20 protein-coding genes and 1 riboswitch are annotated in these 24,648 nt (G+C 67.7%); of the genes, 6 read left to right on the forward strand and 14 right to left on the reverse strand.

Annotated elements, in window-relative coordinates:
• Positions 1-10: 10 nt before the first annotated feature.
• Positions 11-1,516 carry a CoA-acylating methylmalonate-semialdehyde dehydrogenase gene (locus V9K91_RS17870; RefSeq protein ID WP_095362566.1) on the reverse strand — a complete coding sequence of 502 codons (1,506 nt, stop codon included), beginning with the start codon at positions 1,514-1,516 and terminating at the stop codon, positions 11-13.
• A 113-nt stretch (positions 1,517-1,629) separates the two neighbouring features.
• On the opposite strand from V9K91_RS17870, the gene V9K91_RS17875 reads away from it, so the two are divergent.
• Complete coding sequence (locus tag V9K91_RS17875) at positions 1,630-3,000, forward strand: short-chain fatty acyl-CoA regulator family protein (protein ID WP_249833538.1); 1,371 nt, start codon at positions 1,630-1,632, stop codon at positions 2,998-3,000.
• Positions 3,001-3,101: 101 nt separating this feature from the next.
• Here the strand turns inward: V9K91_RS17875 and V9K91_RS17880 are convergent, their stop codons facing one another.
• The 12 genes from V9K91_RS17880 to V9K91_RS17935 form a co-directional block, all read right to left on the reverse strand.
• On the reverse strand, positions 3,102-4,985 hold the full coding sequence (locus V9K91_RS17880; RefSeq protein WP_336443668.1) for an RpoH suppressor: 1,884 nt from the start codon (positions 4,983-4,985) through the stop codon (positions 3,102-3,104).
• 73 nt (positions 4,986-5,058) lie between these two features.
• On the reverse strand, positions 5,059-5,607 hold the full coding sequence (locus V9K91_RS17885; protein WP_217537589.1) for a lipocalin family protein: 549 nt from the start codon (positions 5,605-5,607) through the stop codon (positions 5,059-5,061).
• Positions 5,608-5,627: 20 nt separating this feature from the next.
• A complete protein-coding gene (locus V9K91_RS17890; protein ID WP_095362562.1) occupies positions 5,628-6,701 on the reverse strand; it encodes a class I SAM-dependent methyltransferase in 1,074 nt (357 codons plus the stop codon).
• Positions 6,698-7,492: a DUF1295 domain-containing protein gene (locus V9K91_RS17895; RefSeq protein WP_336443667.1), complete on the reverse strand. Its 795-nt coding sequence runs from the start codon at positions 7,490-7,492 to the stop codon at positions 6,698-6,700. The genes V9K91_RS17890 and V9K91_RS17895 overlap by 4 nt, the downstream gene beginning before the upstream one ends.
• Positions 7,489-8,046 (reverse strand): DUF2878 domain-containing protein, encoded by a 558-nt coding sequence (locus V9K91_RS17900; RefSeq protein ID WP_336443666.1) that lies wholly within the window; start codon positions 8,044-8,046, stop codon positions 7,489-7,491. The genes V9K91_RS17895 and V9K91_RS17900 overlap by 4 nt, the downstream gene beginning before the upstream one ends.
• A gap of 1 nt (position 8,047) precedes the next feature.
• On the reverse strand, positions 8,048-9,304 hold the full coding sequence (locus V9K91_RS17905) for a cyclopropane-fatty-acyl-phospholipid synthase family protein (protein ID WP_336443665.1): 1,257 nt from the start codon (positions 9,302-9,304) through the stop codon (positions 8,048-8,050).
• A complete protein-coding gene (locus tag V9K91_RS17910; protein WP_336443664.1) occupies positions 9,301-10,068 on the reverse strand; it encodes a DUF1365 domain-containing protein in 768 nt (255 codons plus the stop codon). The genes V9K91_RS17905 and V9K91_RS17910 overlap by 4 nt, the downstream gene beginning before the upstream one ends.
• Complete coding sequence (locus V9K91_RS17915; protein ID WP_095362557.1) at positions 10,065-11,345, reverse strand: FAD-dependent oxidoreductase; 1,281 nt, start codon at positions 11,343-11,345, stop codon at positions 10,065-10,067. Before V9K91_RS17915 ends, V9K91_RS17910 begins: the two co-directional genes overlap by 4 nt.
• Before the next feature lies 1 nt (position 11,346).
• On the reverse strand, positions 11,347-12,306 hold the full coding sequence (locus V9K91_RS17920; RefSeq protein ID WP_095362556.1) for an acyl-CoA desaturase: 960 nt from the start codon (positions 12,304-12,306) through the stop codon (positions 11,347-11,349).
• Positions 12,307-12,401: 95 nt separating this feature from the next.
• Positions 12,402-13,172: an anti-sigma factor gene (locus V9K91_RS17925; protein WP_307107651.1), complete on the reverse strand. Its 771-nt coding sequence runs from the start codon at positions 13,170-13,172 to the stop codon at positions 12,402-12,404.
• Positions 13,169-13,738, reverse strand: coding sequence for a sigma-70 family RNA polymerase sigma factor (locus V9K91_RS17930; protein WP_093535088.1), 570 nt, complete (start codon positions 13,736-13,738; stop codon positions 13,169-13,171). The genes V9K91_RS17925 and V9K91_RS17930 overlap by 4 nt, the downstream gene beginning before the upstream one ends.
• Positions 13,739-13,808: 70 nt before the next feature.
• Positions 13,809-14,588: a hypothetical protein gene (locus V9K91_RS17935; RefSeq protein ID WP_336443663.1), complete on the reverse strand. Its 780-nt coding sequence runs from the start codon at positions 14,586-14,588 to the stop codon at positions 13,809-13,811.
• Positions 14,589-14,856: 268 nt separating this feature from the next.
• On the opposite strand from V9K91_RS17935, the gene V9K91_RS17940 reads away from it, so the two are divergent.
• The 5 genes from V9K91_RS17940 to pncA all read left to right on the forward strand — a co-directional run bounded on the left by V9K91_RS17940 (position 14,857) and on the right by pncA (position 19,652).
• Positions 14,857-15,138, forward strand: a complete 282-nt coding sequence (locus V9K91_RS17940; protein WP_249833529.1) for a type II toxin-antitoxin system RelE/ParE family toxin — start codon at positions 14,857-14,859, stop codon at positions 15,136-15,138.
• 11 nt (positions 15,139-15,149) lie between these two features.
• Positions 15,150-15,446, forward strand: coding sequence for a HigA family addiction module antitoxin (locus V9K91_RS17945; RefSeq protein ID WP_145480948.1), 297 nt, complete (start codon positions 15,150-15,152; stop codon positions 15,444-15,446).
• Between the two features lie 41 nt (positions 15,447-15,487).
• Positions 15,488-15,719, forward strand: a riboswitch (cobalamin riboswitch).
• A 213-nt stretch (positions 15,720-15,932) separates the two neighbouring features.
• A complete protein-coding gene (gene metE / locus V9K91_RS17950) occupies positions 15,933-18,230 on the forward strand; it encodes a 5-methyltetrahydropteroyltriglutamate--homocysteine S-methyltransferase (RefSeq protein WP_249833528.1) in 2,298 nt (765 codons plus the stop codon).
• 66 nt (positions 18,231-18,296) lie between these two features.
• Positions 18,297-18,968 (forward strand): epoxyqueuosine reductase QueH, encoded by a 672-nt coding sequence (locus tag V9K91_RS17955; protein ID WP_093535527.1) that lies wholly within the window; start codon positions 18,297-18,299, stop codon positions 18,966-18,968.
• Between the two features lie 57 nt (positions 18,969-19,025).
• Complete coding sequence (pncA, locus tag V9K91_RS17960) at positions 19,026-19,652, forward strand: bifunctional nicotinamidase/pyrazinamidase (RefSeq protein WP_249833527.1); 627 nt, start codon at positions 19,026-19,028, stop codon at positions 19,650-19,652.
• A 247-nt stretch (positions 19,653-19,899) separates the two neighbouring features.
• Here the strand turns inward: pncA and V9K91_RS17965 are convergent, their stop codons facing one another.
• A complete protein-coding gene (locus V9K91_RS17965; RefSeq protein WP_095362552.1) occupies positions 19,900-24,528 on the reverse strand; it encodes an autotransporter-associated beta strand repeat-containing protein in 4,629 nt (1,542 codons plus the stop codon).
• Positions 24,529-24,648 lie beyond the last annotated feature (120 nt).

Raw genomic sequence — 24,648 nt, forward strand, 5'->3', positions numbered from 1 at the left:
TTGCAGGCGCTTACTTCAGGCTGATGGTGGTGTTGACGCCGTGACCCAGGGTCTCGTCGTCGAACCAGCGCGCGGTGATGGTCTTGGTCTGGGTGTAGAACATCACCACCTGCTTGCCATACGGGCCCAGGTCGCCGAGCTTGGACGCACGCGAACCGGTGAACGAGAACAGCGGCACCGGCACCGGGATCGGCACGTTGATGCCCACCTGGCCGACGTCGATTTCTTCCTGGAAGCGACGGGCCGCCGCGCCGGACTGGGTGAACAGCGCGGTGCCGTTGCCGTTGGGGTTGCTGTTGATCAGCTCGATGGCGTCATCCAGCGTTTCCGCTTCCAGGATGACCAGCACCGGCCCGAAGATTTCTTCGTCGTACACGCGCATGCCCGGCTTGACGCCGTCGAAGATGGTCGGGCCCACGAAGTTGCCCTTCTCGAAACCGTCCACCTGCGGGTTGCGGCCGTCGAGCACCAGCTTGGCGCCCTGCTCCACCCCCGAGGCGATCAGCGCTTCGACGCGCTCGCGGGCGGCGCAGGAAATCACCGGGCCCACATCGGTACCGGCCACGCTGCCGGCGCTGACCTTGAGGGTCTTGGCCTTGGCCACCAGGTCCGGCACCCACTCGCGCGCTTCACCGACCAGCACCAGGGTGGAGGCGGCCATGCAGCGCTGCCCGGCCGCGCCGAAGGCGGCACCGACCATGGCGTTGAGGCTCTGTTCCTTATTGGCGTCCGGCAGCACCACGGCGTGGTTCTTCGCGCCCATCATGCACTGCACGCGCTTGCCGGCCAGCGAGGCGCGGTTGTACACGTGGGTGCCGACGCGGGTGGAGCCCACGAAGGAAACGGCCTTGATATCCGGGTGGTCGCAGATCGCGTTGACCACTTCTTCGCCACCGTGCACGACGTTGAGCACGCCCTTGGGGATGCCCGCTTCCAGCGCCAGTTCGACCAGGCGCATGGTCACCATCGGGTCCTGTTCGGACGGCTTGAGGATGAAGGTGTTGCCGGTGGCAATGGCCATCGGGAACATCCACAGCGGAATCATCGCCGGGAAGTTGAACGGGGTGATGCCGGCGCAGACGCCCAGCGGCTGCAGCAACGTGTAGGTGTCCACGCCGTTGGCCACGTTGTTGGCCAGCTCCCCCAGCTGCAGGTTGCCGATGGCAGCAGCGTGCTCGACCACTTCCAGGCCGCGGAACACATCGCCTTCGGCGTCCGGCACGGTCTTACCCTGCTCGGCGCTGAGGATGTGCGCCAGTTCGCTCATGTGCTCGCGGATCAGCTGCTGGTACTTCAGGAAGATGCGCGCGCGGGTGCCGATCGGGGTCTTGCGCCAAGTCTTGAAGGCTTCCTTGGCCGAGGCCACGGCGGCGTCCACTTCGCCCGCAGTGGCGAACGGCACCTGGGCCAGGACGTCCTGGGTGGCCGGGTTGACCACGTTCTGCCAGTGCGAGCTGGCCGATTCGACGAACTGGCCATCGATCAACATGCGGATACGGGGCGCTGCAACAGTCATGGCAATACCGGCGGGGTGCGAAAGGTGATTGGCATTATTCACAGGCGACCTATCGATTTCCGGGCTGTCTGCGCTTAATCTGGCCAACGTCCGCTACGATTTCTGTTAATTCTGTGAATAGCCAGCTCCCCCATCGCCAGATCGGCCTGCGCTTGCTCAAGCTGCGCGAGCAGCGCGGCTACAGCCAGGCCGACCTTGCACGGTCCCTGGGGCTGTCGGCCAGCTACCTGAACCAGATAGAGCGCAACAAGCGTCCCCTGACCCCGGCCGTGCAGGCCAAGCTGCGCGAGGTGTTGGGCGACGTTACCGACCTGTTCGACGTCGATGAGCCCGGCGCGCTGCAGGAGGCACTGGGCGAGACCCTGCGCGACCTGGGCCTGGATGAGGTCAGCAGCACCGAGCTGCGCGCCATGGCCGGCAACCTGCCGCAGATCAGCCGGGCCCTGCTCGACCTGCACCGGCGCCACCTGCTGCTGCGCGAACACGCCGCCGCGCTGGAGTTCCAGCTGGGCGACCCGCAGGCCGGGCATTCGCTGCCGGCCGGCGACCAGGTGCGGGATTTCTTCAACCGCATGCACAACCACATTCCCGAACTGGACGACCTGGCCGAGCACCTGTTCGGCGAATGGGGGCTGGTGGCCGGGCACGTAGCGCCGCGCCTGCGCCAGCTGCTGGCCGACCGCCACGGCGTGCTGGTGGAAGTGGGGCCGCTGCAGGCCGGGCGCGAGAAGCGCGTGTACGACGGCGGCAGCCGCACGCTGTGGCTGCCCGATTACCTGGAACCGGGCCAGCAGGCGTTCCAGATGGCGGCCGAGCTGGCGTTGCTGGGCTATGCGGCCCAGATCGATGCGGTGATCGCGCGCGCGGGCTTCCGGGAACCGGAGCAGATCGCGCAGGCGCGGATCGGCATGTCCAATTACTTCGCCGGCGCGCTGGTGATGCCGTATGCGCAGTTCCTGCGCGCGGCCGAGCACAGCGCCTACGACATCGATGCGCTGGCGCACCGTTTCGGGGTGGGGTTTGAAGCCGTGTGCCACCGGCTGAGCACCCTGGCCCGGCGCAGTGCGCCGGGGCTGCCGTTCTTCTTCATCCGGGTGGACCGCGCCGGCAACGTGTCCAAGCGGCACTCGGCCACTGATTTCCACTTCTCGCAGGTGGGCGGCTCGTGTCCGCTGTGGATCGTGTACGAGGCCTTCAACCAGCCCGGGCGGGTGCTGACCCAGACCGCGCGCATGCCCGACGGGCGCCGCCACTTCTGGCTGGCGCGGCAGGTCAGCAGTGGCCCCATTGGTCATGGCCAGCCGCGCAAGACGTTCGCGGTGGCACTGGGCTGCGACCTGCAGCACGCCGAGCGGCTGATCTACTCGCGCGGGCTGGATATCCAGAGCCCGGGCAACTCGGTGTCCATCGGCCCGGGCTGCCGCGTGTGCCCGCGCGAGGACTGCATGCAGCGCGCGTTCGCGCAGCTGCCGGGGCGCGCGTGACCGGGTCCCGGTAGCGCCGGCCGTTGGCCGGCCCTCGGGATGCCGCAACGTTCATGAGGGCCGGCCAACGGCCGGCGCTACCGCTATTGACCGCATTGCGGTCAATAGCTGGGCGTCACCTTCATCTGTGGCAGCGGGCGCGGGGCGCCGTCGGTGAGGTCCGGGCCGAGGTCTTCCCAGGTCTGGCCCTGTTCGACCATCAAGCGCCACAGCTGCTGCGACTCGCGGCGCTTCTCTTCCGAACTGAACCGGTAGGAGGGCGGCGGTGGCGCCCCCTGCGCCACCGATTCGTAGGCGTCCTGCCAGGCGCTCACGCGCTGCGCGGGGTCATCGGTACGCGCCACCTCCACCGTGTAGCGCTGATACGCCGACGCCAGGTTCCGCCAGCGGATCCAATAATGATTGGCGAACGAGAAATCACAGAAGCGCTCGCCCGCCACACTGCCCTTGGCGGCAATGCGGCTGAGCACCGCTTGCGGCATGTCCAGGTTCATGCCGCCTTCGTCGCCCTGCAGGGTGACGTGCACGATGCGGTCGCGGTAGCCCGGCGCGCGTGCCTGCAGCACGTCGCGCCAGTTCTGCATGGTGGAGACGATGGAGAACAGGAAGCCCGACATCTCCGCCGCCGCCAGCGGCCGCGCGATGGACTGGTAGCTGCGTTGCCAGCCATGCCGGTTTTCGGTGGGCAGGAACACCGCGGCGTTGATCGCGTCGGGCGAGTCTGGCGCGGCGCGCAGCGGTTCGGCGGTGTGCGGGTACACCAGGTTGATGCCGAAGGTGGGCCAGCGCGGCAGCGCGGCGTCGAAAAGGTGGATGGGGAAGTTGCTGCTGATGCCGCCATCGGAGAACCAGCACACCCGGAACGCGGTGATCGCCGGGCCGGCGCCGTGGCCACCACTGGTCAAGCCTTCGGTGCTGTCGGCCACGTTGCGATCGCCGTGCGCGGGCGCGGCATCGGCCATCGGCTCGCAGCGCCGCTCCCGCCGCGCCGGCTCGTGCAGCGGCACCGCGCTGATCAGCAGCGGAAAACTCAGGCTCATGCGCGTGGCCACCAGCACCGGCAGCTGCTCGCCTTCGGGCAGGCGGTAGTAGTCCACGCCGTCCACGTGATGCGGCGCGCCCGCGCGGGCGAGCAGCCACGCCACCACGCTGGCCGGGAACAGCTGTTCGAACTCATCGCGCCGGAACCAGAACTGCGAGGCGCCGAACGGCAGCGTGCGCGGCTCGGTGTGCGATACACAGGTGGTGATCATCTGCAGGCTGACCGCGTGCGCGCCCTCCGGCTCGCCGCTGTAACGCGGGGCGTGATGCAGGTCGGCAAAGGTCAGCGGCTGGTCCAGCGGCTTGCCGGCCAGGGCCTGCAGCTGGGTGTGCAGCCAGTCGGTCAGCGCAGGTTTGTCGGCACCGCTCTGGGTGGAGCCCGAGCACAGCCCCAGCAGGTTGCGCCGCGCTACCCGCGCCACCCGCAGCGCGGACGCCAGTACCCCCGCCCCATATGCGCACAGCAGCGACGGCAGCAGCGTGGCCCACATGCCCTCCACTCCTGCGGCCAGCCAGCCGATGCCCAGCAGCGCCACCAGCGCGGCCAGCAGTTCCAGCGGGGCGATGGCGAACACCGCCGCCAGCAGGCACAGGATCTTGCGCGGCAGGCCCGCCTTGCCGGTGAGCATCACCAGCAGCCGGTAGGCGGTACGCGCACCGTACGCGGGCTGGAACAGGCTGTAGATGAAGCCGCGCCGCGACAACTGGGTGGACACATCGGCCAGCCCGGCAAAGCCGGCCTGCGGGCCCATCGGTTCACCGGCCCGGCAGCGCCGGTCGCCCAGCGCCGCGGCAGCGGCCACGGCGGCGGCGATCGCCCCGGCCGAGGTGCCGCCGATGTTCTTGAAGCGGTACTCGCGGGCCAGCGACAGCACCGCATTGGGGTACACGATGCCGCTGGTGATGCCGCCCTTCATGACCAGATCGCAGTACTTGTCCGCCATGTCGCCGCCCTCTGTCCGCCTTGGGTTCCAGTATCCCCCAAGGCCTTCTCAGGGCCTGAGAACCGCGCTCCAGTTATGGCTTCGGGCGGTTGGTCGCGGCTGACTGGGGTACGCGGCGCACCTGCGACAGGTCATAGCCCAGCGCGGCAATCCGGGTCATGGCCGCCTGGTAGTCCTGCTCGGAGATCTGCGGGGTGCGCGCCATCAACCACATGTAGTCGCGCTTGCTGCGGCCGACGATGGTCTGCTGGTAGTCATCGTCGAGGTACACGATCACGTACTCGGCCTTGATCGGCCACACGAACTGCATGCCCCACTCGGCACCGTTGGTGCCTTCCTTGACCGTGCCGATCGGATGCATGGTCTTCACCGGCGCATCGAAGCTGCCCTTGCGGTAGGTGAAGGTGGTCTGGATGCGGCCGTCCGGGCGAAGCGCGTAGGACTCCACCGCATCGAACGCTTCACGCTCGGGCCGGCTGGGAATGTGGGCAATCACATACCAGTCGCCCATGAAGCGCGGCACGTCCACGTGGGCCACCGGCGGAATGGGACGGGTATTGCCACCGCAGCCGCCCAGCAACATGCCGGCGGCGAGGAGGGGAAGCAGTGGGCGTAGCTTCATGGCGTTTTCCTCATGAGGGGTCAGGCGCGGTCGAACAGGTAGTGGGCCACCATCCACTGCTGGCCCTTCTGGTAGCCGAACAGCTCGGCGCAGGCCATCCAGAACATGCGCCAGCGCTGGAACCACAGTGCGGCGGCGGCCTCGCCGTAGCCCTGGCGCAGCACCGCCATCACGGCGTCGCGGTTCTGGTCCTGGCGCTCCAGCCAATGGTTGGCGGTGCGTTCGTAGTGGGTGCCATCCAGCAGCCAGCGCTGCTGCAACTGCATGTACTGGGGGAAGTGCAGCAGGGTGTCGGCGGCGGGCATCAGCCCGCCGGTGAAGAAGTGCCGCCCCATCCAGTTGTCATCGCCTTCGGTCTCGAACGGGTACATCAGCGTGCGGTGCACGAAGATGTGCACGAACAGCTTGCCGTTCGGGCGCAGCCACTGGTGGATGCGCTGCAGCAGCCGGGCGTAGTTGCGCACGTGTTCGAACATCTCCACCGACACGCAGCGGTCGAAGCTGCCCGGTTCCAGGATCAGCTCGTTAACATCGCGGGTCAGCACCGTCACGTTGGTGAGACCACGAATGCGGCACTGGCCCAGGATGTACTCGCGCTGGCTGTTGGAATTGGATACGGCGGTGATGCGCGAGGCGGGATAGCGCTCGGCCATCCACAACGTCAGCGAGCCCCAGCCGCAGCCCAGCTCGAGGACGTCCTGGCCGTCGGCCAGCTCGGCGCGCTCGCCGTACAGGGCCAGCATCGCCTCCTCGGCCTGATCGAGCGTTTCCGTGCCGGTGGGGTAGTAGCAGCTGCTGTACTTGAGCCGTGCACCCAGGCAATCCTGGAAGAACGCGGCGGGCACTTCGTAGTGCTGGCGGTTGGCCGCATCCACGTGCAGCGCCAACGGGCTGCGCGACAGCGACACGATGCGCGCGGAAAAGCGCTGCGCCTGCTCTTCCACGGTACCTGCGCTTTCCTCGCGCAGGCGCGCCTCGCACTGGCGGCGGATGCCCAGCCGCAGCAGCGCATCGGGCAGCAGGCCGCGTTCGGCCAGGCCGGTCAGGCCGGGCGCGTAGTCGGGCAGCGGCAGCGATTCTCGGGCGACATTCACGGTGAAGACTCCTTGCGGGGCGAAGCAGTGCGGGAGGGGAACCACGGAAACAGCATCGGCGTGCTGCGCTGGTAGTCGCGGTAATCGTCACCCCGGGTGCGCAGCGCCTGCGCCTCGGTGAATGGAATGCCGCTCACCCAGCGCAGGAACACGTACATCACCACGGGTCCGGACCAGGCCAACCACCACAGCGGCGAGTGCACGGCCAGCAGCACGTAGGTGAACCAGTGCAGCCATTCGAAGAAGTAGTTGGGATGGCGCGAGTAGCGCCACAGGCCGCTGCGGCAGGTCTTGCCCTTGTTGGCCGGATCGGCGCGGAAGCGTGCCAGCTGGCGGTCGGCCAGCGATTCGCCGCCCACGCTGAGCAGCCACATCGCGATGGCGGCGATGATCCAGCCCATCGGCAGCGCCGCGCTCTGCGACACCGCCACGAACGGCAGTGCGAACAGCACGATCAGCAACGCCTGGAACTGGAAGAAGCCGAAGATCTTGCCCTGGTGGCCGTTCCAGTGCCTGCGCAGGTGCTGGTACCGGCCATCCTCGTCTTCGCTGCGCACGCGCTTCCACAGGTGCAGGGCCAGCCGCGATCCCCACAGCCCGCCCAGCACCGCCAACGCGATGCGCGGCGCCGTTGCGCCATCGCCCAGCCACGCCAGCAGCAGTGCCGAGGCGCCCACGCCCTTGGCCCACAGCACATCCACCACCCCGATGTTCTGGTGGCGGCGCTGCCACCACCAGCCCCAGCACATGATCAGTGCGGCATACAGCCAGACCCAGCCCAGGTTCGTCATGATGCGTGTGCTCCTTTGGTATTCGGGGCCGCTGGCGCCGTCCCGCGCTGCCAGTGGCGCGCGCAGAGGGCCAGCAGGGGCAGTGCAATGGCCCAGCCCAAGGCAAGAACCGCCACGCCCTGCCAGGACGGTGACGGGAACGCCACAGCCGACCAGCCGCGCGCGGCGGAGAGATACGCCAGCGGCGCGATCAGGCCGAGCAGCCCGGCAAGCCAGAGCCGCCGCTGCAGCACTTTCAGGGAAACCGTAAGCGTCATCGCGAATGCGGCCCACAGAGCGAGGATCCACACCGGCGCCAGCCACGCATTGGGCCAGGCAGCGGCGTACACCACCTGCCCGCTTGCACCCGCGAGACCATCCACGACCAGCCCGCACAACACGGCCACGCCAAGCAGCCTGGCATCGACGCCGGGCTGCGCGGCCATGGCGAGCTGGCTGGCCACATAGGCAGCCGCGGCCAACAACGCCGGCCAGCGCAGCCCCTGCCCCGCGCCGACCACCGCGCACAGCCAGACCAGCTGGTTGCCTATGACGTTGGCCCAGAAGTGGCGCATCTCAGTGGGTGCCCTCGATCGGTGCCGGCCGGTACCCGGGGCGCGCCAGCAGCAGCTGCGACACGCCGATGGAGCGTTCCAGGAAGCCGCCCTCGCAGTAGGCGAGGTAGAACTCCCACAGGCGGATGAAGCGCTCATCGAAGCCCTGCGCGCGCACCGCCGGCAGCTGCGACAGGAAACGGCGGCGCCAGGCACGCAGGGTGAGCGCGTAGGACTGGCCGAAATCGTATTGACCGATCAGCTGCAGGTCACTGCTGCGGGTCTTGGCGGCCATGATCGCGTGCAGCGAAGGAATGAAGCTGCCGGGAAACACGAAGCGCTTGATGTAGTCCACGCTGCGCCGCGCCTGCTCGTAGCGTTCGTCTTCGATGGTGATGGCCTGCAGCAGCGCCAGGCCTTCCGGCTTGACCAGCCGGGTAAGCGTGGCGAAGTAGGTATCGAGGTACTGCGCGCCGATCGCCTCGATCATCTCGATGGAGACCAGCTTGTCGTACTGGCCCTCCAGGTCACGGTAGTCCTTCAGCAGCACCGTCACCTTGTCCTGCAGCCCCGCGCTGGCCACCCGCTCGGTGGCCAGCGCGTACTGCTCCCTGGAGATGGTGGTGGTGGTGACGTGGCAGCCGTGGTGAAGCGCGGCGTACACCGCGAATCCCCCCCAGCCGGTGCCGATCTCGACCACGCGGTCGCCCGCCTTAAGCTGCAGCTGCTCGCAGATGCGCGCCAGCTTGCGCTGCGAGGCCACTTCCAGCGTGTCGCCGGGCTCGGCGTAGAGCGCCGAGGAGTACATCAGGTCGCGGGACAGGAACAGCGAAAAGAACGCATTGCCCAGGTCGTAGTGGGCGGCGATGTTGCGGCGGCTGCCTTCGCGGGTGTTGCGGCGCAGCCAGTTCCAGCCCTGCAGCAGCCAGCCGCCCAGCCGCGCCGGGCCGCGCTCCATGCCATCGAGCAGCGCGCGGTTGCGCACCAGCAGCTGCACCAGTTCCACCAGGTTGTCGCAGCGCCACTCGCCGCGGATGTAGGCCTCGCCGGCGCCGACGCTGCCCTGCGCGCCGACCGCACGGTAGAAGGCGGGGTTGTCCACCCACACCGTCACCTGCAGCGGTGCAGCGGCGTCACCGATGGAGACATCGCCCAGTGCATCGCGCAGCTGCAGCCGGCCACCCTGCAGCGGGGCCAGCTGGGCCAGCAGGCGGCGGCGCAGGAACGCTTCCAGCGTGCTGGGCTCAGGCAGGGCAAGCGGTCGGGTCATGTCGTTCATGGGTGCTTTCCAGCAATGGAAGGGTGGTCGTGGACGGGCGTGCGCTTGAGCCACAGCCGCAGCGCCTGCCAGTGGATGGCGGCCACCACCTGCACCGTCATCAGCGGGTGGCGCAGCAGCACGCGCGCCAGGCCGGGGCCGGTGAGGGGATGGCGCTGCAGGGCCAGGTCGGCGTCGAACTGGCGCTCGCCGCTGCGCCACACCTGCATGTGCACGTGCAGGTCATCGCCTGGCGCGGTGAAGCGCCAGCGGTACTCGCAGTCCATCGGCAGGAACGGGGAGACGTGGAACTGCTTGTCGAAGGTCCAGGCCAGCGCGCGGCCCTGCGGGTCGGCTTGCGCCACCGGCAGCACGTAGGCGTGGCGCTCCTGCCAGGGCGTGTTGGTGATCTCGGCTACGATGCAGTCCAGCGTGGTGCCGTCGGCCGCGTAGCAGTAGTAGAAGCTGACCGGGTTGAAGATGTGCCCGGCATGGCGCAGGTGGGCCAGCATGCGCACGGGCCCAGACGGTGCATGGCCCAGTGTCTGGGTGATGCGTCCGCGCACGGCATCGGCCAGCGGCTGGTCCGGGTCGCCCAGGTAATCGCTGCGCCGGAACTCGGCCAGGTTGCGGCGGTTCACCGACCAGAACCAGCGCCCGTCGAACAGGCGGTCCAGCTCGTCCAGGTCGATCAGCAGCTGCGCGATGGGATAGTCGAACGCGTGCGGCTGCGGCGCATGCCGGCGGTGCTGCATCCTGCCGCGATAGATCGCACTGGCCGTCATGCCGGTACGCCCTGCGACAACGGCCAGTACGCCTCGGCATCCAGCGATTGCAGCGCCTCCACCACCCGGCGCGCACTGCGGATGCCATCTTCATGGAAGCCCCAGCCCCAGTAAGCGCCGGCAAACCAGGTGCGGCGCCGCCCCTGCACTTCGGCCCAGCGCCCTTGTGCACGCACCATGGCGTGGTCGTGCACGGGGTGGGCGTACTGCATCCGACGCAGGATCTTCTCCGGCGCAATCGCGTCGGTACGGTTGAGCGTCACCACCAGCGGCGTGGGCGTATCGATGCCCTGCAGCAGGTTCATGCAGTAGCTGACCGTGCACGGTGCCAACGGGTCGCGCGGCACGTGTGCGTTCCACGCCGCCCAGGCCTTGCGGTTGCGTGGCAGCAGGTTGGCATCGGTATGCAGCACCACCTCGTTGGGCTGGTAACGGATCGCGCCGAGCACGCTGCGTTCGGTGGCATCGGCATCGGACAGCAGTGCCAGCGCCTGGTCGCTGTGGCAGGCCAGCACCATCTGGTCGAAGCCTTCCAGCCCATCGGCGGTGAGCACGCGCACCCCGTGCTCCTGCCGCTCCACGCCCAGCACACGGCATTCCAGCCGCTCGCGTACCCGCCAGCGCCGCCGCATCGCGTCCACATAACGCGCCGAACCGCCCTGCACCACCCGCCACGCCGGGCGGCCGGTCATCTGCAGCATCTGGTGGTTGGCCATGAACTGCACCAGGTAGCGCGCCGGGAAGTCGGCCAAGGCCTGGACCGGCGATGACCACAGCGCAGAGGCCATCGGCAGCAGGTGCTCCTGGACGAAGGCCTCGCCGTAGCGGCCCTGCTTCAGGTAGTCGCCCAGTGACAGTCCCTCTTCCCCGCTGTGCAGCAGCGCCGGCGCCTGGCGATAGAAGCGGCGCAGGTCGCGCAGCATGCCCCAGAAGCGCGGCGAGAGCAGGTTGCGGCGCTGGCAGAACAGGGTATCCAGCGTGGTGGCGTTGTACTCCAGGCCAGTGCGTTCGCTGTGCACCGAAAAGCTCATGGTGGTGGGCTGCGACGCCACGTGCAGCTCATCGAACAGCGTGGTCAGCAGCGGGTAGTGCTGCGGGTTGAACACGATGAAGCCGGTGTCCACCGCCTGCGCGCGGCCATCCACCATCACGTTATGAGTATGGGTGTGGCCGCCGAGGTAGTCGTTGGCCTCGAACAGCGTCACTTCATGGCGCTGGCTCAGCCACCAGGCGCTGGCCAGTCCCGCGATGCCCGATCCGATCACGGCAATGCGCATGTCAGTGCTCCGCCTTGGCCAGCACCCAGGCCGGCACCGGTTTGAGGTCACGCACCAGGCCCAGCGCGGCCATCGCGCGCAGGCCGTACCAGGTGATGTCCACTTCCCACCAATAGAAGCCCTGGCGCACCGTGCCCGGGAAGAAATGGTGGTTGTTGTGCCAGCCTTCGCCGAAGGTGAGCAGGGCCAGCCACAGGTTGTTGCGGCTGTCATCGCCGGTGTTGAAGCGGCGGCGGCCAAAGCGGTGCGCCAGCGAATTGATCGTCACCGTGGCGTGGAACAGCACCACCGTGGAAATGAAGAAGCCCCACACCAGCATCTGCCCGCCGCTGGTGCCCAGGCCCGGCGCGACGTGTTCCAGCAATGCACCAAGCCCGTACAGCGCAGCGGCCAGTGCCACCGGCACCAGCGTGTCGAAGCGGTCCAGCCAGCGCAGCTCCGGGTACTTCGCCAGGTCCGGAATGCGCGCCCAGTCGGTGCGGAAGCCTTCGGTGGTGAGGAACCAGCCCATGTGGCTCCACCAGAAGCCGTGCACGGTGGGCGAATGCGGGTCCGCAGCGGTTTCGGTGTGGCGGTGGTGGTTGCGGTGGTGCGCGGCCCACCACAGCGGGCCGCGCTGCACGCTGGCCGCGCCGATCAGTGCGAACACGAACTGCACCACGCGCGAGGTGCGGAAGGTGCGGTGCGCGAAGTAGCGGTGGTAGAAGGCGGTAATGGCGAACATGCGCACCGCGTACAGCGCCAGCGCCACGCCTACCGCCACCCACGACACCCCCACCCAGATCACCGCCAGGCAGGCCAGGTGCATGCCCACGAAGGGAATCGCCCGCAGCCAGTCCACGCGGTTGCCGCTCCCACCGGCGGCCGGCGCGGCGGCGCCGGTGTCGAACCAGCGCAGCACGGTGGCCCAGCGGCCGCGCGGGGCGCGGGCGGGTCGGTCGGGGGTGGAACGGGACAGCATGTCGCGCGTCTCCTGAGCGGTTCATCAGGAGATACGCAGGCCGGCGGCGTTTGGATGCACCCCTTCCGAAAAATAATTTCCGGAAGGGGTGGCCGTTACAGGTTGGCGATGTCGCCCTTGGCGATGATCGGCCCGGTCGGAATGCCTTGCGGCGCACCGCTCGACGGTTCCAGCGTGATCGCCAGCACCGAGCCGTTCACAAGCACATCACGCAGCGCGTCGGGCACCGCTACGGTGTGAGCACGGTTGATCGACACCAGGCCCAGCGAACGCGGCGCACCGCCGGCCGGAATCAGCCACAGCTCCGGTGCGCGGCCAGCCGCATCGGCCGGTGCGGGGACGGGCACCATCAACACCTTGCCCTGGGCCTTGTCGACCGAGGCCAGCCAGCCGGGCGTGCCATCGTCGTGCAGCAGCGGGGTGACCGGCTTGGTCGCCTGCTCCGGCTCGGCCGGGGTCGGCGCCGGGGTGACGGCCACCGGGGTGGACGGGGCGGTTGGCAGCGGCTGGCGGTTGAACACCGCCACCAGTGCCAGCGCCGCCGCCAGGGCAGTCATGCCCTGCCAGAAGCCGGCGCGCTGCCAGAGCCTGGGCGCGGCGGTCACCGCCGGCCAGCCCAGCTCGCTGCGGATGCGCGGCCACAGGTGCGCCGGCACCGCTTCGCTGCCCAGCTCTTCCAGCAGCGGGGCCAGCCGCACCTGCCACTGCTCGACCAGCCGGGCGAAGCCCGGGTCGGTGGCGATGCGGTGTTCGATCTTGAGGCGCTCGGCGGCGTCGTGCACGCCCAGCACGTATTCGCCGGCCAGGATGTCGGCGCTCGGCGGCTGGCCGTCGTCTTGGATATCGTGAAGGTCGCGGATGTTCATCGTTCGAGGCACACCCGCAGTTGGCCCAGCCCGCGCCGGATCCAGCTCTTCACCGAACCCAGCGGCGAACCGATGCGGCGGGCCAGCTCTTCATAGCTGGCACCGTGCAGGAACGCACTGCGGATCAGCGAGCGGCGGCGCGGTTCCAGGGTATCCAGGCAATCATCCAGGCGCTCGCGGTCGGAGGCATGCTCGGCGGCCTGCGCCGGCTGCGGCGCGAAATCGGGAATCTCTTCGGCCACCGACAGGTCATCCAGCGGGCGCGGCGGGGCCGAGCGCAGGCGGTCGATCGCGCGGTTGCGCGCCATCATCGAGAGCCAGGTCATGGCCGAGGCCCGCGTGGCATCGAACTGCGTGGCCTTGCGCCAGACCGTGGTGAAGACATCCTGCAGGACCTCTTCGGCATCGCGGCGGTCGCGCAGGGTGTGCAGGCAGATCGCGAACAGCCGGCCCGAGGCCAGCTGGTAGACCGACTCGAACGCCTGGCGGTCGCCCTCGGCCACCTGGACCAGAAGCCTGTCCAGGCGTGCTGACGCGGCGGTATCGGAAGCATCCAGCTCAGGCATCGCGGGCTCGGTGTCGGCAGGTAGCAAGCCTGCATGGTCGTTGCTCCTGAGGACGGCTGCAAGAGGGCATTCATGAGTCGCATGTCTTCACCAACGCTTGCCCCCGCGCCGTGGCAAGCTCGGCCGCGCCAGCGGCTACGGGCGGCGAGGGGAACTCCACGCGCACCTGCGGGTAGCGCCCCTTGTGGTCGCGTACGTTGCCGGTGCCGGTGAACTGCAGCAGGCGCTGGTCGGCGCTGGCATAGATGAGGGTTACCGCAGGCACGGCGAAGCCGAACCAGGCATCGAGCTTCATCTGCAGCTGCTGCGCCGGCTGGCCTTTCCAAGTGAGCGCGGCGGTGCGCTGCAGCTTCAACGGCACCAGCCGCTGGCGGCTGGGCAGCAGGAACTGGAATGCCACCGGTTGCCCTTCGAGCAGGTCTGCCCAATGCCGCCGCACGGCGGCGTCGAAGCCGGCATCGACGACCGCGCCTGCGGGCACCTCCAAGGCGCGGCTGACCGGCTTGGCGTCCGAAGTGGCCCGCACGTAGACCGTGCGCGCCGCACCATTCCCACGCACGCCTTCCTGGTAGCCGTCGCGGCCGTCCTCCAGCGCGAAATCCGGCGCCTGCGGGCTGCCCTGCGGCGTCATCCACTTGCGCGCGAACGCCCGGCCATCGGCGCAGCGGTACAGCACCAGGCGTGACAACGCCTCGGGCGGCCCCTGCAGCCAATGCGTCTCGCGGTAGAGCAACGCGCCACCATCCGCAGCGAACGCGCGCCCTTCCTGCCGCTGCACGGCCTGGGCAGGCGCCAGCAACGGGCACAGCAGCAGAAGCAGTCCAGCCGAGCTGAGAGGGAGGCGGCGCATGCCGGTTTCCATGGGAGGTTGCTGGAGAGATACGCGGCAAGTGGGCGCTCGGATGCAGGCGCTCGCGTTGTTTTAGATGCAGCCTCTCGAAAAGCGGACTTCATTACGCAATTTTGATGTCGTGACACGGGTTGCGTTTACGCGGCCAGATGTTGCGCAGCATGTGAGGCCACACGCCCGCATGCATACAGAGCACCTTGCGGAGTTTTTTTAATACCGCTTGACGGTACTACCGGATAGCGGTAGCATTCTTCCTCAAGAGATCTTCATGGCCATCGTCTCGTTCCGCTGCGTTGCTACCCGCGGCCTGTTTGTGGGTAAGCGGATCAGGCACTTCCAGGCCGTTCAGCGTGTCGCGATGCGAAAGCTGGTCATGCTCGATGCCGCCACCCGGCTTGAAGACCTCAAGGTGCCGCCTGCCAATCGTCTCGAGCGACTGCACGGCGACCGAGCTGGGCAATGCAGCATCCGCATCAACGACCAGTACCGGATCTGCTTCATCTGGACGGACGTTGGGCCGGCGGATGTTGAGATCTGCGATTACCACTGAGGACTGCCGCCATGCGTTCCATCCCCTACCCGCATCCTGGTGAGATCCTTCAGGAAGAATTCCTGGCCCCGTTCGGCCTGACTCAGTATCGGCTCGCCAAGTCGATCGACGTAAAACAGACTCGGATCAGCGAGATCATCGCCGGGCGCCGGGGCATCACGGCCGACACGGCACTGCGGCTCGCTCGGTTCTTCGGTACCAGCGAGGGCTTCTGGATGAACCTGCAGATGTCGTACGACGCAGACAAGGCGCGCGAGGAGTTGGCCGACGTGCTGGCTCGCATCGAACCGTATCAGCCCGCCGCCTGATCCAGGACCTGCCTCCCCTTGACCGCCGCCCCAACTCGGCCTACCTTGTGCTCGCCGAAGGTATCCATCTCTTCATGCAGATGAAGGGATGGGTTTAAACGGGAATCCGGTGAAGGTGCCTTGCGCACCCATTCCGGAGCTGCCCCGCAGCGGTGAGTGGAAACGAAACCTGCCAACAGCACTGGGCCTGGCGCCTGGGAAGCGGCAGGAAGTAGGTGGGCCCCGTGCCCGTGTCCATCAGCCCGAATACCGGCCCCGGCCGGAGGACACGACCGTCCTCTGATTCGACCTGGAACGTCCGCGGGGAGGTTGCCGGGGCCTGCCGCCATGCGTTCTGCGTGGCGCTGCCCCCGTGCGTCCGCTTCACGGCATCCGGTTCGCCCGCGGGGGCGAAGGTCGCTGGCGGGGCGGACACGGCAGCAATGGCGTGGGTGCCGCGCAGTTCCTTCGTTCCTCAATGCCGCTACTGCAATGAGGACACGTTCCATGACCACTGTTACCAACCTGGGTTTCCCCCGTATCGGCGCCAAACGCGAGCTCAAGCGCGCGCTGGAAGCGTACTGGTCCGGCCAGAGCAGCGCCGAAGCGCTGCAGGACACCGCCACCGCCCTGCGCACCACGCATTGGCAGCTGCAGCGCGATGCCGGGGTGGATGTGCCGCCCAGCAACGACTTCAGCCTGTACGACCAGGTGCTGGATGCCGCCTTCCTGTTCGATGCCATTCCCGCCCGCTACCGCGCGCTGGCCGATGCCGATCCGCTGGCCGGCTACTTCGCGATGGCACGCGGACTGCAGCGCGATGGTTTTGACCTGCACGCGCTGGAAATGACCAAGTGGTTCGACACCAACTACCACTACCTCGTGCCCGAACTGCAGGCCGGCCAGGGCTTCGCGCTGCGCGGCGACAAGCCGCTGGCCGAGTACCGCCAGGCCAAGGCACTGGGTATCGAAACCCGCCCGGTGCTGATCGGGCCGTTGACCTTCCTGCTGCTGTCCAAGACCACCGACGGCACCCCCGCGCTGGACCTGCTGGATGCGCTGCTGCCGGTGTACGTGCAGCTGCTGGGCCAGCTGCAGGCCGCCGGCGCGCAGTGGGTGCAGCTGGATGAGCCGGCGCTGGTGCAGGACCTCAGCCCGGAGGCGCGCGCCGCCTTTGAACACGCCTATGCGGTGCTGGCCACCGCCGCCCGCCCCAAGGTGCTGGTGGCCACCTACTTCGGTGCATTGGACGACAACCTGGAACTGGCGGCCTCGCTGCCGGTGGATGGCCTGCACGTGGACCTGGTGCGCGCACCGGAACAGCTGGATGCGGTGATCAAGGCCCTGCCCGCCGGCCGCGTGCTCTCGGCCGGCCTGGTCAACGGCCGCAACATCTGGCGTACCCACCTGGACAACGCACTGGTGCTGGCCCGCTACGCACACGGCCAGCTGGGCAGCGATTTCCTGTGGCTGTCACCGTCGTGTTCGCTGCTGCACAGCCCGGTGGACCTGGCGCATGAGAAGAAGCTGGACGATGAACTGCGTGGCTGGCTGGCGTTCTCGAAGCAGAAGCTGGAAGAGCTGCGCGTGCTGGCCGATGCCATCGACGCGCCGGCCCGCGCCGAAGCCGCGCTTGAGCTCTCGCGCGAGCGCATCGCCTCCCGCAAGCGCTCGCCGCGCGTGCACAACCCCGCCGTGGCCGCGCGCCTGGCCGCACTGACCCCGGCCGATGCACAGCGCCACAGCCGCTACCCACAGCGCCACCTGGCCCAAGCCGCCGCACTGAAGCTGCCACGCTTCCCCACCACCACCATTGGTTCGTTCCCGCAGACGCTGGAAGTGCGCGAAGCCCGCGCCCGCAACAAGTCCGGCACCCTGCGCGACGCCGACTACGATGCGTTCCTGGCCAGCCAGACCGAGCACTGCGTGCGCATCCAGGAGCAGATCGGGCTGGACGTGCTGGTGCACGGGGAGTTCGAGCGCAACGACATGGTGGAGTACTTCGGCGAGCAGCTGGAGGGCTTTGCCTTCACCAAGAACGGCTGGGTGCAGAGCTACGGCTCGCGCTGCGTGAAGCCGCCGGTGATCTACGGCGACGTGACCCGCCCACAGCCGATGACGGTGCGCTGGTCGCAGTACGCACAATCGCTCACCGACCGCCCCATGAAGGGCATGCTGACCGGCCCGGTAACGGTGCTGCAGTGGTCGTTCGTGCGCGATGACCAGGCCCGCGCCGATACCTGCCGGCAGATCGCGCTCGCGCTGCGCGATGAAGTGCTGGACCTGGAGGCGGCCGGCATCGGCGTGATCCAGATCGACGAACCGGCCATCCGCGAAGGCCTGCCGCTGCGCCGCGCGCAGTGGCGCGAGTATCTGGACTGGGCAGTGGAAGCGTTCCGGATCAGCGCCAGCGGCGTGCGCGATGCCACCCAGATCCACACCCACATGTGCTACTCCGAGTTCAACGACATCATCCACTCGGTGGCGGCAATGGACGCCGATGTGATCTCCATCGAGACCTCGCGCTCGCGCATGGAACTGCTGGATGCCTTCGTGCGCTTCCAATACCCCAACGAAATCGGGCCGGGCGTGTACGACATCCACTCGCCGCGCGTGCCGGACAAGGAGGAGATGCTCTCCCTGCTGCGTAAGGCCGCCGAGGTGCTTCGCCCCGAGCAGATCTGGGTGAACCCGGACTGCGGGCTCAAGACCCGCGGCTGGCCGGAGACGCGGGCCGCGCTGGAAGCGCTGGTAGCGGCGGCGCACCAGCTTCGCGCCGAGACGGCCGACGCCAACGCCGCCTGACCTTTCCACTGTTGCACAAGGACCCCGCTGCCGCCGTTGCCGGCAGCGGGGTCGATGGATTTCCGCATGACCGATTTCATCCGCCCCACCCTCACCCTGCCAGGTGGCCACGACAAGCTGTTGCTGCATTCGTGCTGTGCGCCCTGCTCCGGCGAGGTCATGGAGGCCATCACCGCTTCCGGGATCGACTACACGATCTTCTTCTACAACCCCAACATCCACCCGGCACGCGAGTACGAGCTGCGCAAGCAGGAGAACATCCGCTTCGCCGAGCAGCATGGCGTGCCCTTCATCGACGCGGACTACGACACCGACAACTGGTTCGCCCGCGCCCGTGGCATGGAGAACGAACCCGAGCGCGGCATCCGCTGCACCATGTGCTTCGACATGCGCTTCGTGCGCACCGCGCTGTACGCGCATGAGCATGGCTTTCCGGTGATCAGCAGCTCGCTGGGCATATCGCGCTGGAAGGACATGAACCAGATCAACGACTGCGGCCACCGTGCCGCCGCCCACTACCCCGGCATCCAGTACTGGGACTACAACTGGCGCAAGGGCGGTGGGGCCGCGCGCATGGTGGAGATCAGCAAGCGCGAGCAGTTCTACCAGCAGGAGTACTGCGGCTGCGTGTACTCGCTGCGGGATGCCAATCGGCACCGCCGGGAGAACCAGCGCGAGCGGATCAAGATCGGGCTGTTGTATTACGGCCAGGACAACGACACGCCCAAGGGCGATTGACGTACGCGCGGGGGGCCGCCACGCTGGTTGCCCCTCTTTCGTTGCGCTGGACCTGCCATGACCGCCCTGCCCGCCGATGTGGCCCTGCTGGTAATCGACCTGCAGCCGGACTTCATGCCCGGTGGCGCGCTGGCCTGCGAAGACGGCGATGCGTTGGTGTCGCCAATCGCCGACCTGTTGGCGGAACGCCGCTACCGCACGGTGGTGGCAACCCAGGACTGGCACCCGGCCGACCACGCGTCGTTCGCCAGCCAGCATCCCGGCAAGCTCCCGTTCGAGACCATCCTGCTGCACGCGCAGCCGCAGACCTTATGGCCGAACCACTGTGTGCAGGGCAGCCAGGGCGCCGTGCTGCACCCGGGCGTGGACTGGACCGTCGCCAACCTGATCCTGCGCAAGGGCACCCGCCGTGAGGTGGACTCCTATAGTGCATTCCGGGAGAACCATGGGCCCGACGGCACCCGCCCCGCCACCGGGCTGGCCGGCTGGCTGCACGAGCGTGGCATCCGCGAGGTGCATGTGTGCGGGTTGGCGCGCGATTACTGCGTGCTGTGGAGTGCGCAGGACGCGATGAAGGCAGGGTTCCGGGTGAAGTTCCACTGGGAGCTGACCCGGCCCGTGACGGAAGCCAACGACGGGATGGTGCGAGAGGCGCTGGCCAAGGCCAAGATCGCAGTGATCTAACGCACGGGACTGGCACGCGGCCGAATGGGACGTAGCCGCTGACTCCGCATCCGGTAGGTCACGACCGTTGGTCGTGACGGACCATCAAGTGCGGCGGAGGTCTGCGTATCCGAGTTTAGAGTTCTCGACAAGCGATCAACCGATTGAACTCGGACACCAATCAAAGAAAAGGCCGCGCACCCCAATGGGCTGCGCGGCCTCGATTGCATGCCGCAGCGGGAAGGCAGTGCCCTCCCGCTGCCTGGCATCACAGCGCGATGCGGATGCCCGCGTTGACGCTGTTGTTCTCCACGCCCGACCCCTGCTCGGTGCTGACGCCACCGTACAGGTAGCTCGACGCTCCCAGGCGCACGGTGCCCTGCAGCTGGGCCCGACCGAAGGCCTTGCCCGCCTCGGCGGCAGACAGGTCCACGCGCTCGCCGGCAAGTGCGGTAGTCACCGTGGCCTGGCGGGCCTGGCCGTGGTTGATGCCCGCCTGCAAACCGAACTGCCAGGTCCCGCGCGCCGCCAGCGGATCGTTCAGCAGCGAGCCGACCGACAGGCCGAGCGTGGCGCGGCTACCTTCCGCCTGGAGGCGTGCGACGTCCAGCGCCGCCAGCGAGTCACCCGCTTCGCGGTAGGCATTGCGCTCAACCTTCTGCCAGTTGCCGCGCAGTGAGGGCTGCCAGCTCAGGCCTGCCGCCGTGAAGGGCAGACTGACGCCGGCACTGGCCATGCGGGTAGTACCCGAGGCCTTGCCGGACAGCGGACCATCGGCACCCAGGGCGTCCGGACGCTGGCTTTCCCAGCGATCGGCCGAGTAAGACAGCATGCCGTCCAGCACCACCGCACCTGCCCTGGCGGCGCCATAGGCAAAGAACGCGTTGCTGTCGAGCGTGTTGTCCAGCGGGCTGCGCTCCAGTTCCGACGTCGTGCGACCCAGGCCAGCGCCCCACGCCACGTTGGAGGAGCGGTACACGTCGATACCGGCCGTGGCACGACGCTGGCGGGCATCGAAGCGGTCGGCGCTGGCATCCGCGTCCACCGACAGATCCCCGTAGCCGATGTTGGCCCACAGCAGCTGGTCGATACGCGTGCTGGATGCATCCAGCAGCACACCCTGGCCCAGTCGACCGGTCACGTCGTCGGCCAGTGCGGTCGCATTGGACTGCGCCAGCGCGGCCAGCTTGGCGTGGCTCTCACCGGTCAGGGCGGTCACCAGCACCGGCAGTGCCACCGCATCCTGCTGCCATACCGCGCGCAGCAGATCGGTCTGCTCTGCGGTGGTGGTGCCGGCGTCGCTGGCTTCCACCAAGGCATCCAGTGCAGCGGCAGTAGCCAAGCCGTTGCCGTTGACCTTGCCCACCAGGTCAGCGCTGTAGGCTGTCGGTGTCACGTACAGGTCGATGTCGAAACCGGTGGTGTAGTACACCTGGAAACGCGTGCGGGCGGCCAGGCCCTCGGTCGGCTGCAGGATCCGGTGGAAGGTGCCGGTCACGCCGCCCTCGCCACTCACGATGCGGAACATGTCGCCCACCTTCGGGGTGAAGGTGTTGCCCGCATTGCCACTGATGCCGCGCAGCAGGGGCTGCAGGGTGCCGTTGGCGACGAAGCGACCGGCCGCGCCGGACACCAGCAGGCGCGAGTAGTTGCCCGCGCCGGCGCCGGTGCCGTACCCGTCGATATCGATCTGCAGCGTGGCGTCGTCGGTCAGCGCGACCGTACCCGTCACTGCCAGCGTGCCCGGCGAGTTACCCGGGGCCAGCGTGCCATCGACGCGCATGTTGCCGGCGATGGTGCCCGTGCCACGCACCGTGCCCTCACGTTCCACCTGCACATTGCTCAGCAGTACGCCATTGGCACTGAGGGTGCCTTCGTTGACGCACGTACCATTGGCCAGGACTGCGGTGCCTGCCATGTTGAGGCGACCCGCACCACTCTTGATGAAGCAGCCGGTGCTGCGCGAACCGTCCAGCATGCCGGTCAGCTGCGTCGTGGTTCCCGAGGCCACATCCAGGGTAGCCTCGCCCATCACCAGCAGCGGCTGCGCCACCTGAGTGTCGACCGTCGTGCGCAGGGTCGCGTCATTGATCGCCACGGCGCCGGAACCCAGCCCGCCAGCATGCGCCAGCACGACCGTGCCGCCACTGATCAGCGTGCCACCTGCGTGGGTGTTGGCCGCGCCAAGCACCAGCGTGCCCTGGCCGTCCGCCACCAGGGTGCCGCCGCCGCTGATCGGACCGTTGACCGTCAGGGTGCTGCCTTCACTGCTGCGCAGCGCGCCCACGCTGTCCAGCACCATCGACCGGCTGGTGGTCATCGAAGAGGATGCCTGCAGCGTGCCGCCATTGAAGGTCAGGCCACCCGATGCATCGCCGAGGTTGCCGTCGCTGCTGACGTTGAGCACGCCGCCGTTGAGCGTGGTGCCACCGGTGTAGGTGTTCTGGCCCGACAGGGTCAGCTCGCCTTCGTTGACGGTGGTGCCACCGCTGTGGCTCACCGTACCGGTCAGCTCCAGGCCGCCTTCGCCATTCTTGATCAGGCCGCCCATACCGGACACATCGCCGCTGTTGGTCAGCGTGGTGTTGGTGTCGGTGGTGAAGGTGCCGTCGCCCGCAAGGACCACGTCGCGATCACTGTTGACGTCGCCGGTGGTGTGCAGGGTGCCGCCATTGAAGGTCAGGCCGCCCGTTGCATCGCCGAGGTTGCCGTCGCTGCTGACGTTGAGCACGCCGCCGTTGAGTGTGGTGCCGCCGGTGTAGGTGTTCTGGCCCGACAGGGTCAGCTCGCCTTCGTTGACGGTGGTGCCACCGCTGTGGCTCACCGTACCGGTCAGCTCCATGCCGCCTTCGCCGTTCTTGATCAGGCCACCATTGCCCGACACGTCGCCGCTGTTGGTCAGGGTGGTGTCGGCGTCAGTATTGAAGGTGCCGTCGCCCGCAAGGACTACGTCGCGATCACTGTTGACGTCACCGGTGGTGTGCAGCGTGCCGCCATTGAAGGTCAGCCCGCCTGCGGCATCGCCGAGGTTGCCGTCGCTGCTGACGTTGAGCACGCCGCCGTTGAGCGTGGTGCCGCCGGTGTAGGTGTTCTGGCCCGACAGGGTCAGCTCACCTTCGTTGACGGTCGTGCCACCGCTGTGGCTCACCGTACCGGTCAGCTCCAGGCCACCTTCGCCGTTCTTGATCAGGCCACCATTGCCGGACACGTCGCCGCTGTTGGTCAGCGTGGTGTTGGTGTCGGTATCAAACGTGCCATTACCCGCAAGGACGACGTCACGAGCGCTGTTGACGTCGCCGGTGGTGTGCAGCGTGCCGCCACCAAGCGTGAGCTTGCCTGCGGCGTCGCCCAGGTTCTCATCACTGCTTACCTGCAGCACGGCATTGTTGCTGACCGAGGTACCGCCAGCGTAGGTGTTGTTGCCCGAGAGCACCTGCGTGCCGCCCTTGATGGCCACGTCGCCCTGCCCGCCGATGGTGCCTTCGAACTCGTCGTTGGCATCGGTGATGGACAGCGTGTTGTTGCCCAGCGCCACATCACCCTTGCCGTCCAGCGAGATGATGTCCACGACCGGAGCAGCCTGGGTCACGTCCAGCGTCCCGTCGATCACGAGCTTCTTCGACTTGTCGATCGAACCATTGCCGGACAATGCCAGCGTGGCGTTCTCGTCGACCTCGGTGGTACCGGTGTAGCCGTTGTTGTTGGTCAGCGTGACCGAACCGCCGCTGCCGCTGTTCTTTACGATCAGCGAGCCAGGGACGCCATTGGTGGCGTCGTCGATCTTGCCGGTGAACGTTGACTCGTGGCCGTTCTGATCGATGGTGCCGGGCTTGTCGTCGATCTTGAAGTCGACATCCACGTTGGTGTCCTTGTCGACCACCAGCGTACCGCCCTCGAACGAGGCCTCGTCTTCGTTGCCCAGCTCATCGGTGCCCTTGGGCCCATCGATGACGATCGGGCCGGTCGGGGTCGTCGGCGTGGTCGGCGTGGTCGGCGCTCCGCTGCCCGGATTGGGCGCGACCGGACCGAAGGGCACGCCCTTGTCGAATGTCAGGCCCGGCGCCTGGTCGACGAACAGCACGGGGCTCAGCTGCGTGTCCTGCAGATTCAATGACATGAACCCCAGGCGGTACGTGCCAGCCGTGCTGACCTGGTACGTTGCGACCTGCCAGCCGGTTGCACCATAGCTCCCGGTGGAATAGCTGCCCGTGCCGAGGTTGGTGGCACCCAGCAGCGCATACTGCGCGTTCTGGTTGTTCACCGTCGCGAACACCGAGGCGTCGCCGAGGTTGACCAGCGAGGTCAGCGAGGCATCGTTGAACGGCTCGTAGTCGGTCGAGACGTACTGCCACGCCATGCTGAAGTAGTCGCCTGCAGCGAGGGTCAGGTCCTGGTACAGCCACGATGCATTCGTGGGCGAGCCGGCCATCGTGCTTGCAACCAGCGCACGGCTTGCAGCGTCCAACCCAAGTGCGGTTGCAGCCGTGGTGAACGAGTCCGAACCGGCGCCGGCCTGCAATGAGGCCATGTTGTTGCCGAAGGGCGTCACCGTCCAGGTATGGCTGCCGTTGTCGGCCTCGAAATCGGTCATGCCGGTGACCACCGCGGCGCCGACACCAGTGGTGCCATAACTGGTAGAGCCCTGGGTGCCGGTCTTGGAGTACGTCCAGCCGCTCAGCGTGCCGGTTTCAAACCCGATGTTGGTGATGTCCACCGCCGCCATCGCGGAGGGACCATACAACGCCAGCGCGGTCATCAGGCTCAGGGCCGCCAGCGGGCCGGTGGTCAAGCGGTTGGCCGTGCGGCGGGTGCGGCCAGCTGCGGCCGTGCCGAATTCGGAGGTCACAACCCACTGACCCACGGCCTTGCTCCATACCACCTTGAATACTTTGTTCATTCCTTGGTCCCCTGATGACGCAATTGTTTAAAAAACGTGAAAGTGTGCCGTGCATCACATCATCGGCATCAGGGGACCAATCTTTAGTTTTTCCTGCAGATGCCCGGCGCCATCCGTGAA

Source organism: Stenotrophomonas sp. CCNWLW57 (genome assembly GCF_037203925.1).
Taxonomy (GTDB): Bacteria; Pseudomonadota; Gammaproteobacteria; order Xanthomonadales; family Xanthomonadaceae; genus Stenotrophomonas; species Stenotrophomonas rhizophila_A.